This is a genomic window from Pseudomonas sp. S30 (assembly GCF_016518545.1).
Taxonomy (GTDB): domain Bacteria; phylum Pseudomonadota; class Gammaproteobacteria; order Pseudomonadales; family Pseudomonadaceae; genus Aquipseudomonas.
In genome coordinates, this window is sequence record NZ_JACVTO010000005.1 from 217,839 (window position 1) to 231,374 (window position 13,536).

The 13,536-nt window shown below is 65.2% G+C and carries 12 protein-coding genes; 3 read left to right on the top strand and 9 right to left on the bottom strand.

Features of this window, described 5'->3' with window-relative positions:
* Positions 1–154: 154 nt before the first annotated feature.
* The 3 genes from fliK to IAE34_RS08150 all read left to right on the top strand — a co-directional run bounded on the left by fliK (position 155) and on the right by IAE34_RS08150 (position 4,833).
* The gene (fliK, locus tag IAE34_RS08140) at positions 155–1,714 is read left to right on the top strand and encodes a flagellar hook-length control protein FliK (protein WP_200138357.1); all 1,560 of its coding nucleotides are present in this window, start codon (positions 155–157) and stop codon (positions 1,712–1,714) included.
* Positions 1,711–2,052, top strand: coding sequence for an EscU/YscU/HrcU family type III secretion system export apparatus switch protein (locus tag IAE34_RS08145; protein WP_200138358.1), 342 nt, complete (start codon positions 1,711–1,713; stop codon positions 2,050–2,052). The genes fliK and IAE34_RS08145 overlap by 4 nt, the downstream gene beginning before the upstream one ends.
* Positions 2,053–2,118: 66 nt before the next feature.
* Positions 2,119–4,833 carry a dermonecrotic toxin domain-containing protein gene (locus IAE34_RS08150; RefSeq protein ID WP_200138359.1) on the top strand — a complete coding sequence of 905 codons (2,715 nt, stop codon included), beginning with the start codon at positions 2,119–2,121 and terminating at the stop codon, positions 4,831–4,833.
* Positions 4,834–4,988: 155 nt separating this feature from the next.
* Here the strand turns inward: IAE34_RS08150 and IAE34_RS08155 are convergent, their stop codons facing one another.
* The 9 genes from IAE34_RS08155 to IAE34_RS08195 all read right to left on the bottom strand — a co-directional run bounded on the left by IAE34_RS08155 (position 4,989) and on the right by IAE34_RS08195 (position 13,518).
* A complete protein-coding gene (locus tag IAE34_RS08155) occupies positions 4,989–5,381 on the bottom strand; it encodes a DUF2802 domain-containing protein (RefSeq protein ID WP_200138360.1) in 393 nt (130 codons plus the stop codon).
* A 1-nt stretch (position 5,382) separates the two neighbouring features.
* Positions 5,383–5,862, bottom strand: coding sequence for a chemotaxis protein CheW (locus IAE34_RS08160; protein WP_200138361.1), 480 nt, complete (start codon positions 5,860–5,862; stop codon positions 5,383–5,385).
* A 67-nt stretch (positions 5,863–5,929) separates the two neighbouring features.
* The gene (locus IAE34_RS08165; RefSeq protein ID WP_200138362.1) at positions 5,930–6,814 is read right to left on the bottom strand and encodes a CheW domain-containing protein; all 885 of its coding nucleotides are present in this window, start codon (positions 6,812–6,814) and stop codon (positions 5,930–5,932) included.
* Entirely contained in the window at positions 6,814–7,602 is a 789-nt protein-coding gene (locus tag IAE34_RS08170) for a ParA family protein (RefSeq protein WP_200138363.1), read from the bottom strand. The genes IAE34_RS08165 and IAE34_RS08170 overlap by 1 nt, the downstream gene beginning before the upstream one ends.
* A gap of 49 nt (positions 7,603–7,651) precedes the next feature.
* Positions 7,652–8,539: a flagellar motor protein MotD gene (motD, locus tag IAE34_RS08175; RefSeq protein WP_200138364.1), complete on the bottom strand. Its 888-nt coding sequence runs from the start codon at positions 8,537–8,539 to the stop codon at positions 7,652–7,654.
* Between the two features lie 3 nt (positions 8,540–8,542).
* Positions 8,543–9,283 carry a flagellar motor protein gene (locus tag IAE34_RS08180; RefSeq protein ID WP_200138365.1) on the bottom strand — a complete coding sequence of 247 codons (741 nt, stop codon included), beginning with the start codon at positions 9,281–9,283 and terminating at the stop codon, positions 8,543–8,545.
* Positions 9,283–10,413: a protein-glutamate methylesterase/protein-glutamine glutaminase gene (locus IAE34_RS08185; RefSeq protein WP_200138366.1), complete on the bottom strand. Its 1,131-nt coding sequence runs from the start codon at positions 10,411–10,413 to the stop codon at positions 9,283–9,285. Before IAE34_RS08185 ends, IAE34_RS08180 begins: the two co-directional genes overlap by 1 nt.
* A gap of 45 nt (positions 10,414–10,458) precedes the next feature.
* Positions 10,459–12,717, bottom strand: coding sequence for a chemotaxis protein CheA (locus IAE34_RS08190; protein WP_200138367.1), 2,259 nt, complete (start codon positions 12,715–12,717; stop codon positions 10,459–10,461).
* Between the two features lie 12 nt (positions 12,718–12,729).
* Positions 12,730–13,518, bottom strand: a complete 789-nt coding sequence (locus tag IAE34_RS08195) for a protein phosphatase CheZ (RefSeq protein ID WP_200138368.1) — start codon at positions 13,516–13,518, stop codon at positions 12,730–12,732.
* Positions 13,519–13,536: the final 18 nt, after the last annotated feature.

A 13,536-nucleotide genomic window follows, 5' to 3' on the forward strand; every position in this document is an offset into this window, starting at 1 on the left:
AGGTCGATCGCAGGCCCTCAGGGAGACGCGAACGCTCTGCGGGTCTCAAGTCGCGCCGCGCCCTGCCGTTACACTGGGCAGTGACAGCGCGGCCGGCATTATACATGGACGCTCCGGCTGTCCAGTGTGCGGGTTCGACAGGTTGTATACAATCATGACTGAAATCAATAGTCTCGCCGCCCAGGCCAGCTTCGCCGCACAGGTGGCCAAGGCCAGCCTGACCGGCGAGCTGCTGCGCCTGACCCAGGCGCAGCCGGGCCTGATCCCTGCCGGGCAGACTGCACAGGGCGAGGTGCTCAGCCTGCGCCAGGGCGCCACGGACTTCACCCTGTTGCTGCGCCTGAGCCTGGCCGATGGCCAGACGGCCCAGGTGCAGGCCACCACCTCCCAGCCCCTGCCGCCAGGCAGCCAGGTCACCCTCGGCCAGCTCGACGGCAGCCGTCTGGCAGTGACCGTGCAGCAGGCCAGTGCCAGCAACATCGCGACCCTCACTCGACTCGACACCGACCAGGTGCCGGTCGGCACCCTGTTGCAAGGCAAGGTCCTGACCTCCCAGGCGTTGCCGAACGAGGCTGGCCAGCCCGCGGTGTTCCGCTCGCTGGTCAGTCTGCTCAACAGTGCCCAGGCTGGCGCCACCCTGGCGGTTGAGAGCCCACGCCCGTTGCCGCTGGGCAGTTTGCTCAGCGCCCTGGTGCAGGACGATCAGTCCCTGCGCTTCGTGCCGTTGAGCGGTCGTCAGGACCAGTTGGCCATCGCCCAGCAACTGATCAGCCAACAAGCCCGGCAAGCCTCGCTGCCAGCGCTGCTCGGCGCGTTGCAGCAGCTGGCAAGCACCCCGGACGTGGACCCGGGACTCAGCGCCAGTGCCTCCCGTCTGCTGGCCAGCCTTCCCGATCCTGGCCAACTGGGCGATGCCAAGGCTGTGGCGCAGGCCCTGGGCAACAGCGGCGCCTTTCTCGAGGCCAAGCTGCTGACCGGCCAGGGCGCGGCCCTGACGGCGGACCTCAAAGCCCAGCTGGTGCGCCTGGTCGCGCAGATCCAGCCGGGCCAGGCCAACGCCGTGCCGACCCTGGACGCCAATACCCTGTCGCGGTTGCTGCCGAGCATGGCGCGCAGTAGTCGGGGTCTATTCGATCCCGCCGCCAACCGCCCGCCACCCGGGGTTTTCCCACTGCCCTCGCGCGTGCTGCAGGAGCTGGAGGAGACTGCCGACCTGCAACAGTTGCTGCGCCTTGCCGCCGCCGCCGTCTCCCGCGTGCAGAGCCATCAGCTGGCGAGCCTGCAACAGACCGGCACCACCGAGACCGGCCAGCAGCAGACCACCTGGCAGGCCGAGATCGCGCTGCGCCATGGCCAGGACTTCATCCCGCTGCAGGCCAAGCTGCAACGCGAGGAAACCCCGGAGCAGCATGCCGATCCACAGCGCGGGCAACGCGACCCCCTCGAATCGCTGTGGCGCATCGAGCTGGCCTTCGACCTGCCCCCCTTAGGGCCGTTGCAGGTGCAGGCGCAGCTGAGTCAGGGCCGCCTCAGCGGTCAGCTATGGGCCGAGCGCCCGCAGACCGCCGAGCTGATCGACAGCCAGCTGTCGCTGTTGCGCGAACGCCTGCTCGCCCGTGGGCTGGACGTCGGCGATCTGGCCTGCCACCCGGGTACACCGCCGCAAGGCCCGCGCACACGACTCGAACAACGCTGGGTGGACGAAACCGCATGACCGCCCGCACCCCACGCCAGGCCATCGCCCTGAGCTACGACGGCCAGCAGGCTCCCACCCTGAGCGCCAAGGGCGAGGACGAGCTGGCCGAGGCGATCCTCGCACTGGCGCGCGAACACGAAGTACCGATCTACGAGAACGCCGAACTGGTCAGGCTGCTGGCACGCCTGGAACTGGGCGAGCAGATTCCCGAAGCGCTCTATCTGACCATCGCCGAAATCATCGCATTCGCCTGGCAACTGCGTGGCAAGGTGCCCGCTGGCTTCGACGACGCCCCGCGCGAGCCGCGCGACATCACCCCCGTGCTGGCCCTGCCGACACCAGACAGCACTATCTAACGCCTGGTATCGCGCCTCGGGCATCACCCTGGGCCTCCCCTCGATGAGTACGGAGGCCGCACGGCCATGAACGCCATTCCCACCGAAAATCTGCACCTGGTCAATGCGGCGCTGCTGGATTTCCCACGCCCGGACACGCTGGCCGAAACCGTCCTGCGCGACTGGCTGCGCAAACAGGGGATCGAGACAGCGCCGCAGGACATCGACGTGGTCACGGTCCACTATCAACTGGAGGTCCTGGGAGAAGGCCGCAAGCACTTTCGCGAAAACGCCATCCTCACGCAGAGGATGAATCTGGTGCAAGCCCTGTTGAGCAACTGGCAGGGTGAAACCGCCGAAGGCTACGGCGGCTTTCACTATGGTGACTGGGCGGGCCTGGCGCCCCATGGACCGCTGACCCTGGTAGAGCGCCTGGAGCCGGCGGGCTTTTTTTCCAATGCCCCCAGCTATCTGATCTTCAACGGCCTGTACGTGCGCCAGACACCGGAACTGTACAGCCCTGCGAACAAGCTGGCGGTGCGCGCGGAAGACTTTCAGGGGTTCATCTGGGGCCTGCACTTTCACACCCTGTACAAAACCCAGCTGGACGCCTATTGGCAACATAACCTGACGCTGTACCAGCGGGCCTTGAAGATCAATTTCATCGCCGCGTGCAACCGCCAGGTGGCCGAAGGCAGCCTGGGCGAGGCGGCACGCGACCTGATCTGGCAGGCAGCGGATCTCAAGCCGCGCCGCCATGTGCTGATTTCCTTGCTCAACGTCTATGGCTACACGACGACCTCGGTGGTGTGCCTGCGCAGCCAAAACAGCGCCCTCACCGTCCTGTACATTCCGGGCAATAGCAGCCCGTTCCAGACCTTCGACACGCCTTCGGCGATGAAGTACTGGTTCGCCGGCCAGTGCCAGGCGTCGGATCGACGTGCCGCCCTGCTGGAACTGTTCAGCAGTGCCGACTGGCCGGACGGGCTGGATTTCAGCGGCGTGCGCACGGCCCTGACTGGCCTCGGACTCTACCCCAGGTTCCATCGCTTCTCGGTCAACAGCCACCCTGGCTTCGCCACCAGCGGCCTGTGGGTACCGGAGGACATGATCGACTACCGCGCCGACCGCTACAGCCCACCCATCAGCACAGAGCTGTTCGGCTATCTGGCGCGTCGTCACCAGCAGCGTGCCTATGCCGACCTCGATCAACAGATCGTCAGCAACCATCAGATCGACAAATCTCGTTGGACCACGTACCTGAACGTGGCCATGGTCATGTTGATACCTGTGGCAATGGTGGTGCCGGCGCTTGGCGCACTGCTGGCCATCGGTGGCCTGACGCAATTCGCCCTGGGGCTTGATCGCGTGATCAACGGTCGCTCACTGCAGGACAAGGCCGAGGGCGTGCAGGCCCAGGCGTTCGGCCTGTTCAATGCGCTGCCTCTGGTGGGGCATGTGGCGCTGCGCGCCTCGGCGATCTACCGCTACTGCCGACCGGGCTTCGTCGGCTTCAGGGAGCTGGTGCAGACCTCCGAAAGCGCTGAAGAGCTGGCCCTGCAACCGGCTGAGGCAGCGTTTCGCGAGTCGCCTGTGCAGTCTTCGCCACAGCTCGGTGCGGTGGTGTGCCGGGTGGACCAAAGCCTGCGCCACCGTTTTTTCGCTACCCTGGCCACGGATGAAGGGCTGGAACAGGATTGGGTGTGCTACGAACTCAAGAGCGACAGCTTCATCCGCGTCTCCCAGGTGAGACAGGCCAGCCCGACACGCTGGGCCCTCGCCGCGGACAACCCTGACGCCCTTACACCCCTCACCGATACGTCACGCCAGATCGACGATGGACAGCGCATGAGCACGTTGCGGGCCCTGGGCATTGACGTGGAGCTGCCACTGGACTTCAGCCGCTTCCAGACCCTGGTACGCACGCCGCTGGAGCGGCTGATCACCAGCGTCTGGGTCGGCAATCGCGTCATGGACGACGCCTTCATCGACGCCATCGCCCACAACGCCACGCTGCTGCGCGGCAGCGGGTATCGCTACCAGCTATTGCTTTCGCGCCAGGACATGGCGAGTTTCGAGGCCAACCTCGACCTGCTCACCGTCAAGGCCGCTGGCGTGCAATTGCTCACGCTGGAGGAGCAGCCCGTATTCCTCGAATTCGAGCGTTCACCCTACTTCGCCCAGTATCAGGCGGCGCTGAAGGGCGACGGCAAAGGTGCTACCCATTTCAGTTCGGCCAGCGACATCCTGCGCTACCGCCTGCTCAGGCACTATGGCGGGCTTTACATGGACGCGGACGACACACTGCTGCCCATGACGGGCACTCCCCCCGTTCTGCCCCTGGAACGGCAGACGCTGAGTTGCACGGCCGACGGACTGGTGCTGGCCGCCCCTGTGTCGAACGATCAACTGGGCATGTACATCAAGTTCAACAGCAGCCTGATCGGCAGCCACCCGAACAACCCGACACTGGATGCCATCTCCGACGAGATCCTGCGCCGTTACCAGCGCGAGCCGGCGTTCTACGCTCGCCGACCCGATGCCGAGCAGGATCCGGTCGGCCTGGACCGCTATGCCCGGCAACTCAATCAAATGACCGGACCCGGTATGCTCAACGACGTGATCGACCAGCACCTGCCGTGGCTGAGCCAGTTGCGCGAGACCTGCAACCTGCTGGCCTCGCCCATCCACGACGTGTACGACGCAGTCGACAGCCGCGCATTCATGGATACGCTGGCCGACTACGCCCCTCTGGGCGAAATGGCCGACATCGGCTGCGCCCATTCGTGGCAGAACCATTGAGCAATGCGGCGTACATGCACGCGGCGCCCATGAGCGCCGCAGCCTGTCTGTAAGCGATGCCGGCGACAGGCCCAGGCAAGCCTCACCGCAGCACCACTGCCCATCGACGTCGCTGCATACCGCCTCAGACCGGCCACCTGCAGCGGCTGGAGTGCCTAGCCTCGGTGCAGTTTGCTCATCAACTCGGCTTCGGCCTGGGTCAGGCCACAGCTTTGCGTGAGTTCCGCGACGCTGGCGCCCATGCCGACCAGCTTGGCGGCCTGGGAAAAGGTGACGCTGTCCGGATCGCGCTGCTCGAGCTGCAGCAGCTTTTCGGGCAGTGGCGCCACCACCGCGCGCAGTTCGTGAATGGCCTCGCCCATGCGCACGGTCACGTTCTGGTAGTCATCGAGCCGCTTGGCCAGGTCCTTGATGCGCTGGTCACGCAGCGCATCACCTTGGGCCTGCTGGGCGGCCAACTCGCGCTGGCGCTTGCTGTAGTTGAGGAAAAACCACAGGCTCAGCGCCCACAACAGCGCCAGGAAGATGACGGCAGCCTCGAAGATCACCTCAGATGTTCTCCAGCTCCGACCACTCTTCTTCGCTCATCATCTTGTCCAGTTCGACCAGTATCAGCAGTTCGCCGTTCTTGTTGCACACGCCCTGGATGAACTTGGCCGACTCTTCGTTACCGACGTTCGGCGCGGTTTCGATTTCCGACTGGCGCAGGTAGACCACTTCGGCGACGCTGTCGACGAGAATACCGACCACCTGCTTGTCCGCCTCGATGATCACGATGCGGGTGTTGTCGGTGAGGTCCGAGGGCATCAGGCCGAAGCGCTGACGGGTGTCGATGACGGTGACCACGTTGCCGCGCAGGTTGATGATGCCCAGCACGTAGCTCGGCGCACCCGGCACTGGCGCGATCTCGGTGTAACGCAGGACTTCCTGTACCTGCATGACGTTGATGCCATAGGACTCGTTGTCCAGGCGGAACGTGACCCACTGCAGGATCGGATCTTCGGAACCTTGTGCAGACGACTTCTTCATTACCCTAGCCCTCTCATTCCGCCGGTGGCGGTGTGCTCGTTATGGTCGCTGCAACTGCGGCGCCGATTCAGTTGTGTGTGATGTTCATCTGCTTGACCGCACCGCTGGCGATCAGCTCGGCCAGCTCGGCTACGTCAAGCAGGGCGCACATGTGTTCGATGACGGTTCCGGCCAACCACGGCCGCTGGCCACGCTGGCTGCGCCATTTGATCTCGCGCGGATCCAGGCGCAGCGAGCGGCTGACCTGATGCACCGCCAGGCCCCACTCGTAGCCCTGCACCGAAATCACGTAGTGCAGGCCCTGGCGGAAGTCCTCGCGGTAGCGATCGGGCATGACCCAGCGGGCGGTGTCCAGCACCTTGAGGTTGCCGGCCTGGCAGCTGAGGATGCCGAGAAACCAGTCCGGCTGGCCGAACAAAGGCGTCAGTTCCTGACCCTCGAGGCTGTAGATCGAGCCCAGACAGACCAGCGGCACGGCCAGGGTCAGCCCGGCCACGTCGAACAGCAGGCATTCGAACGGCTCGGCAGCCCAGGCCGGCCGGCCATCGACCGTGGCGGGCGGCACTGGGGCGTCAGGGGCTGGCAGATGCACTTCGACCAGTGGCGCGACCGGCTCGATCGACGACGTCTGCGCTTGAGCCGTCTGCTGCTCGCTCAGCGTCACCGGCGGCGCCGGGTTCGCCTCGATGGGCGCCAGCAACGTCGGCATCACCGGCGCGGGCGGCTCGGCGAATGGCCTGGCCGCAGCCGACGTGGGTGCACGACTGGCGTCACGGGCCTGTTCTTCGCGCACGGCAGCGGCGAACTCGTCGCTGGGGGCGTGCTCGACGGGCACGGCCACAGGTTCGGGCGCCTGCACTTCGTCGAATTCAGTCGCGTCCTGCAGCAGACCGTCGAGATAAGACTGCAGCGCCAGTTGCGGTTTGCTGGTGATCTGGGGAGCGTGGTTCATCAGGCCACCTGCAAGGCGTTACGGTAGGAGAGCAAGTGCTTGAGCAGCGCTCGGTAGGCGATCACGCCACGACTCTTGCCGTCGAACTGCGAAGGCGTGACGCCCTGGCGGCTGGCGTCGCGCATGCGTGTGTCCACGGGAATGTAGCCTTGCCAGACCTGCTCGCCATAGGTATCGCGCAGCACCTTGAGGGTGCTCATCGAGGCCTGGGTTCGGCGATCGAACAGAGTCGGAACGATCTGGTAGGGCAGCGCCTGCTTGCGCGACCGGTTGATCATCGCCAGCGTCCCGACCATGCGCTCCAACCCCTTGACCGCGAGAAATTCGGTCTGCACCGGAATCACCAACTGCTGGCTGGCCGCCAGGGCGTTGACCATCAATACGCCGAGCAACGGCGGGCTGTCGATCAGGGCGAAGTCGAAATCCTGCCACAGCTGCGCCAGACTCTTGGCGATGACCAGGCCCAGACCGCTCTTGCCTGGCGATTGGCGCTCGAGCACCGCCAGCGCGGTGCTGGAAGGCAGCAGGGAGATGCGCTCGTGGCTGGTGGGCAGCAGCAACTGCCCAGGCAGGCCGTCGGGGACGGTGCCCTGGTGCAGGAACAGATCGTAGCAGCTGTGTTCGAGGGCGTCGGGGTTGTGCCCGAAATAGCTGGTCATCGAGCCGTGCGGATCGAGGTCGACGACGACCACGCGCTTGCCTGCCTCGGCCAGCAGGCCGGCCAGAGCGATGGTGGTGGTGGTCTTGCCGACTCCACCTTTTTGATTGGCTACTGCCCAGACTCTCATCGTGCGTTGCTTCCTCCCGACAGGGGCAGTTCGCCCAGCGGGACCGGTTCTATGGATTCGGTGACGGAGATTTGACGGGATTGCGCCCGGCCGTCGTGGCTGGCGTTGCCGGTGCACTTTGTGTGCCAGCCCTGCGCAACGCGGCATCCGGCGTGGCGTTGGCGGTGCCCGACCCGGTCAGGCTGCGGCGTACATCGAGGTTGCGCGAGATCACCAGGACCACGCGCCGATTGCGCGCACGGCCGTCAGCGGTGTCATTGCCGGCCACCGGTTGGTACTCGCCATAGCCCACCGAGGCCAGGCGCGCCGGATCCACGCCGTCCATCGCCAACAGGCGCACGATGCTCGCCGCGCGCGCCGAGGACAGCTCCCAGTTGGTCGGGTACTGGGCGGTACGGATCGGCAGGTTGTCGGTGAACCCCTCGACATGCACGGGGTTGGCGAACGGCTTGAGGATCCTGGCCACCTTGTCGATGATCTCGAAGGCGACATCGCTGGGCATCGCATCGCCACTGCCGAACAGCAGCGCCGAATTGAGCTCGATTTCTACCCACAGCTCATTGCCACGCACGGTCATCTGGTTGGCGCCGATGAGATCGCCAAAGGCTGCGGCCACCTCGTCGCTGATGGTCTTGAGCGGATCGTTGCTGCTCTGCCCTACCCCGGCGTCGGTCTGCTCGCTGTCCTTGACCAACGGTTCGGCCGGCTTGACCGTCAGCGGGCGCTCGTCGCCGATGGGAATCGGCCGCAGGCTGCGCTCGGGATCGTTGAACACGCCCACCAGGGCCTGCGAGATGACCTTGTACTTGCCCTCGTTGATCGAGGAGATGGAATACATGACCACGAAGAAGGCGAAGAGCAAGGTGATGAAGTCGGCGTACGACACCAGCCACCGCTCATGATTTTCGTGCTCTTCGACCTGACGACGACGGCGCATGGGCTACTCCATGAAACCTTGCAGCTTGAGCTCGATCGAGCGCGGGTTCTCGCCTTCGGCGATCGACAGCAGGCCCTCGAGCAGCATCTCGCGGTAGCGCGACTGGCGCAGCACGATGGCCTTGAGCTTGTTGGCCACCGGCAGCAGGATCAGGTTGGCACTGGCCACGCCATAGATGGTGGCGACGAATGCCACCGCGATGCCGTTGCCCAGTTGCGAAGGGTCGGCCAGGTTGCCCATCACATGGATCAGGCCCATCACCGCGCCGATGATGCCGATGGTCGGCGCATAGCCGCCCATGCTTTCGTAGACCTTGGCGGCCTGGATGTCACGGCCTTCCTGGGTGAGCAGATCCACCTCCAGGACGCTGCGGATGGACTCCGGCTCAGCGCCATCGACCAGCAGCTGCAAGCCCTTGCGCGCGTAGGGGTCCGGCTCGGCATCGGCAACGCCTTCCAGGCCCAGCAGGCCTTCCTTGCGTGCGGTCAGGCTCCAGTTGACCACCCGGTCGATGCCCCCGGCCAGGTCCACGCGGGGCGGGAAGATGATCCAGCGCAGGATCTGCAGGGCACGCTTGAAGGCCGACAGCGGCGACTGCAGCAAGGCCGCCGCCAGGGTGCCGCCCAGCACGATCAGCCCCGCAGGCCCGTTGAGCAGGGCGCCGACATGACCACCCTCGAGGAAATTGCCGCCAACGATGGCGACGAACGCCAGGATCAGACCGATCAGGCTGAGCACATCCATCAGACGCAGGCCTCGATCAGGTGCTTGCCGATCTCGTCCAGGCTGTAGACGGCATCGGCCAGGTTGGCCTTGACGATGGCCATGGGCATGCCGTAGATCACGCAGCTGGCCTCATCCTGGGCCCACACCGTGCTACCGCCCTGCTTGAGCAGGCGGGCGCCCTCGCGACCATCGGCGCCCATGCCGGTCAGGACCACCGAGAGCACCTTGTCGCCGTAGGTCTTGGCCGCCGAGCCGAAGGTGATGTCGACGCAGGGCTTGTAGTTCAGGCGCTCGTCGCCGGGCAGGATCTTCACCGTCCCGCGGGCGTCGACCATCATCTGCTTGCCGCCTGGCGCCAGCAACGCCAGGCCGGGGCGCAGCACGTCGCCGTCTTCGGCCTCCTTGACGCTGATTCGGCACAGCTTGTCCAGGCGCTCGGCGAAGGCCTTGGTGAACGCAGCCGGCATGTGCTGGATCAGCACGATGGGCGCCGGGAAACTGGCCGGCAACTGGGTCAGCACGCGCTGCAGGGCGACCGGCCCGCCGGTGGAGGTGCCGATGGCGACCAGCTTGTAGGGCTTGCGCTTGGGCGCCGGGGCGTGGCTGGCGGCCGGGGCGCTGGCCCGCGCAGGGGCTGCACTGCGCACTGGCGCATGACTGGTCGAGGCCGTGGCCGCAGCCGGCGCGGTACTGGCCGGTGCACTGGCCACCGGTGCAGGTGCGGGGCTGGCGAAGCTGCTGAAGCGACGGTTGCTGCGCGAGAGGGTATGGACCTTCTCGCAGAGCATCTGCTTGACCTTGTCGGGATTGCGCGAAATGTCCTCGAAGTTCTTCGGCAGGTAGTCGACCGCACCGGCATCCAGGGCATCGAGGGTGACACGCGCGCCTTCGTGGGTCAGCGAGGAGAACATCAGCACGGGCGTCGGACAGCGCTGCATGATATGCCGCACCGCCGTGATGCCGTCCATCATCGGCATCTCGTAGTCCATGGTGATCACATCGGGCTTGAGCGCCAGTGCCTGGTCGATCGCTTCCTTGCCGTTGGTCGCGGTGCCGACGACCTGGATGGTCGGGTCCGCGGAAAGGATTTCAGAGACGCGGCGGCGGAAGAAACCGGAATCATCCACCACCAGGACCTTGACTGCCATAAACACTCCATTAGACGGCGCCACCCTCGAGTCGCGCCGCCAGAATCAAATACGCCGCGCCGCGTAACGCTTGAGCATGCTCGGTACGTCGAGAATCAGCGCAATACGGCCGTCGCCGGTGATGGTGGCGCCGGACATGCCGGGCGTGCCCTGGAGCATCTTGCCCAGCGGCTTGATCACCACCTCCTCCTGGCCCACCAACTGATCGACCACGAAACCGATGCGCTGGGTGCCGACCGAGAGGATCACCACGTGCCCCTCGAGCTGCTCTTCGTGCTGCTGATCCTGCACCAGCCAGCGCTTGAGATAGAACAGCGGCAGCGCCTTGTCACGCACGATCACCACTTCCTGGCCGTCGACCACGTTGGTGCGCGATAGGTCCAGGTGGAAGATCTCGTTGACGTTGACCAGCGGGAAGGCGAAGGCCTGGTTGGCCAGCATGACCATCAAGGTCGGCATGATCGCCAGGGTCAGCGGCACTTTGATGACGATCTTCGAGCCCTGGCCCTTGGCCGAGAAGATGTTGATCGAGCCGTTGAGCTGGGAAATCTTGGTCTTGACCACGTCCATGCCCACGCCACGGCCGGACACGTCGGAAATCTCGGTCTTGGTCGAGAAGCCCGGGGCGAAGATCAGGTTGTAGCAGTCCGATTCGCTCAGGCGATCGGCGGCGTCCTTGTCCATGAGGCCCTTCTCCACGGCCTTGGCACGCAGGATGTTCGGGTCCATGCCCTTGCCGTCGTCGGAGATGGACAAGAGGATATGGTCGCCCTCCTGCTCGGCCGACAGCACCACGCGACCGGTACGCGCTTTGCCGGACGCCTCGCGCTCCTCCGGGGTTTCCACGCCGTGGTCGACCGCGTTGCGCACCAGGTGGACCAGCGGGTCGGCCAGTGCCTCGACGAGGTTCTTGTCCAGGTCGGTCTCTTCGCCGACCAGCTCCAGGTTGATCTCCTTCTTGAGCTGGCGGGCCAGGTCGCGGACCAGGCGCGGGAAGCGGCCGAAGACCTTCTTGATCGGCTGCATGCGCGTCTTCATGACCGCGGTCTGCAGGTCGGCGGTGACCACGTCGAGGTTGGACACGGCCTTGGACATGGCCTCGTCGCCACTGTTCAGGCCCAGGCGTACCAGGCGGTTACGTACCAGCACCAGTTCGCCGACCATGTTCATGATCTCGTCCAGGCGCGCGGTATCGACCCGCACGGTGGTTTCCGCTTCGCTGGCGCCATGCTTTTCCGCCGCGGCTGCAGGGGCGCGTGCCGGGGCGGGCGCCGCGGCAGGCTTGGCCGCGGCAGCAGGCACCGGTTTGGCCGCAGGCTTGGGTTCGGGCTTGGCTTCGGTCTTGGGCGCCGGGGTAGGCGGCGCCGCGACGGCCGCTGGCGCCGCCGAGGCTTGTTCGGCGGCGACGTCGCCATTGAATTTGCCCTTGCCGTGAAGCTGGTCCAGCAGCGCTTCGAATTCGTGGTCGGTGATGTGCTCGCTGGCGGCTGGCGCGACCGACGCAGCCGCAGTGGCGGCGGCCTGGTCATCGGCCTTGGGCAGTGCATCCACGGCGAAGTTGCCCTTGCCGTGCAATTGGTCGAGCAGCGCTTCGAACTCGTCGTCGGTGATCTCGTCACCTGCCGGCGCAGCACCTGCCGCTGGCAGGCTCTCGGTTACGACGGGCGAGAACTGGCCCTTGCCGTGCAACTGGTCGAGCAGCGATTCGAACTCCGCGTCGGTGATCTCATCGCTGCCCTCGGCAATGGCGGCCTGCCCCTGTACCTGCTCGCCGGCTTCGGCCTGGGCCTTGACCGCATCGAGCGAATCGAGCAGCTGCTCGAACTCGGTGTCGGTGATGTCCGCCGAGGCCGGCGCCGGAGCTTCGGCCACAGGCTCGACCGCCGCAACGGCTGGCGCTTCGGGCTCTGCGCCGGCCGGCTCGGCCAGACGCGACAGCGCAGCCAGCAGTTCGGGCGTGGCCGGGGTGATTTCGCTGCGCTCGCGGACCTGGCCGAACATGCTGTTGACGGTATCCAGTGCTTCGAGCACCACGTCCATCAATTCGGCATCGACCCGGCGCTCACCTTTGCGCAGGATGTCGAAGACGTTTTCGGCAATATGGCAGCACTCCACCAGCTCATTGAGCTGAAGGAAGCCGGCGCCGCCTTTTACCGTGTGAAAACCGCGGAAGATGGCGTTGAGCAGGTCTGCATCATCTGGCCGGCTCTCCAACTCGACCAATTGCTCGGACAATTGCTCAAGAATTTCGCCAGCTTCTACCAGGAAATCCTGAAGGATTTCTTCATCGGCGCCGAAGCTCATTAAACGTGCTCCCTAAAAACCCAGGCTGGATAGCAGATCGTCGACATCGTCCTGACCGGACACGACGTCTTCACGCTTATCGGCATGAATCTGCGGACCTTCACCCCGGGCTGGATGTTTTTCTTCGTCTTTTTCAGCACGCAATTGATCGTGGTCATGTTCGATGCCGGCAAAACGGTCGACCTGGCTGGCCATGAGCACGAGCTTGAGCAGGTTGCTTTCGACTTCGGCGACCAGTGCGGTGACCCGCTTGATCACCTGGCCGGTCAGGTCCTGGTAGTCCTGGGCCAGCAGAATGTCGTTCAGATGGCCGGCCACTTCGTGGTTGCCCTCGGCGCTGCGCGCCAGGAAACCGTCGACGCGCTTGACCAGGTCGCGGAATTCCGTCGCCGGCACTTCCCGGCGCATGAAACGCTGCCAGTCGGCAGACAATGCCTGTGCCTCGTTCGACAGAGCGTTGAGCACCGGCGTGCTCTGCTCGACCAGGTCCATGGTGCGGTTGGCCGCGTTCTCGGTCAAGCGGACCACGTAGGACAGCCGCTCGGTGGCGTCGGTGATCTGCGACACTTCCTCGGCCTGCGGCATGCGCGGGTCGATCTGGAAGCTGACGATGGCGCTGTGCAGCTCACGGGTCAGCTTGCCGACCTCCTGGTACAAGCCACGGTCTCGGGTCTGGTTGAGCTGATGGATCAGCTGGACCGCCTCGCCGAACTGGCCGCGTTCCAGACTCTGCACCAGTTGCTCGGCATGCTTCTTCAGGGTCGACTCGAACTCCCCCAACGAATCTTTTCTTGATTCCATAGCGCCCCCAGACATGCT

Bases quoted from the DNA above. Each gene is read 5' to 3' on its own strand.
- IAE34_RS08150 (WP_200138359.1), top strand. From the start codon at position 2,119: ATGAACGCCATTCCCACCGAAAATCTGCACCTGGTCAATGCGGCGCTG.
- IAE34_RS08180 (WP_200138365.1), bottom strand. From the start codon at position 9,283: ATGGATGTGCTCAGCCTGATCGGTCTGATCCTGGCGTTCGTCGCCATC.
- motD (WP_200138364.1), bottom strand. From the start codon at position 8,539: ATGCGCCGTCGTCGTCAGGTCGAAGAGCACGAAAATCATGAGCGGTGG.
- fliK (WP_200138357.1), top strand. From the start codon at position 155: ATGACTGAAATCAATAGTCTCGCCGCCCAGGCCAGCTTCGCCGCACAG.
- IAE34_RS08170 (WP_200138363.1), bottom strand. From the start codon at position 7,602: ATGAGAGTCTGGGCAGTAGCCAATCAAAAAGGTGGAGTCGGCAAGACC.
- IAE34_RS08165 (WP_200138362.1), bottom strand. From the start codon at position 6,814: ATGAACCACGCTCCCCAGATCACCAGCAAACCGCAACTGGCGCTGCAG.
- IAE34_RS08190 (WP_200138367.1), bottom strand. From the start codon at position 12,717: ATGAGCTTCGGCGCCGATGAAGAAATCCTTCAGGATTTCCTGGTAGAA.
- IAE34_RS08145 (WP_200138358.1), top strand. From the start codon at position 1,711: ATGACCGCCCGCACCCCACGCCAGGCCATCGCCCTGAGCTACGACGGC.
- IAE34_RS08185 (WP_200138366.1), bottom strand. From the start codon at position 10,413: ATGGCAGTCAAGGTCCTGGTGGTGGATGATTCCGGTTTCTTCCGCCGC.
- IAE34_RS08195 (WP_200138368.1), bottom strand. From the start codon at position 13,518: ATGGAATCAAGAAAAGATTCGTTGGGGGAGTTCGAGTCGACCCTGAAG.
- IAE34_RS08160 (WP_200138361.1), bottom strand. From the start codon at position 5,862: ATGAAGAAGTCGTCTGCACAAGGTTCCGAAGATCCGATCCTGCAGTGG.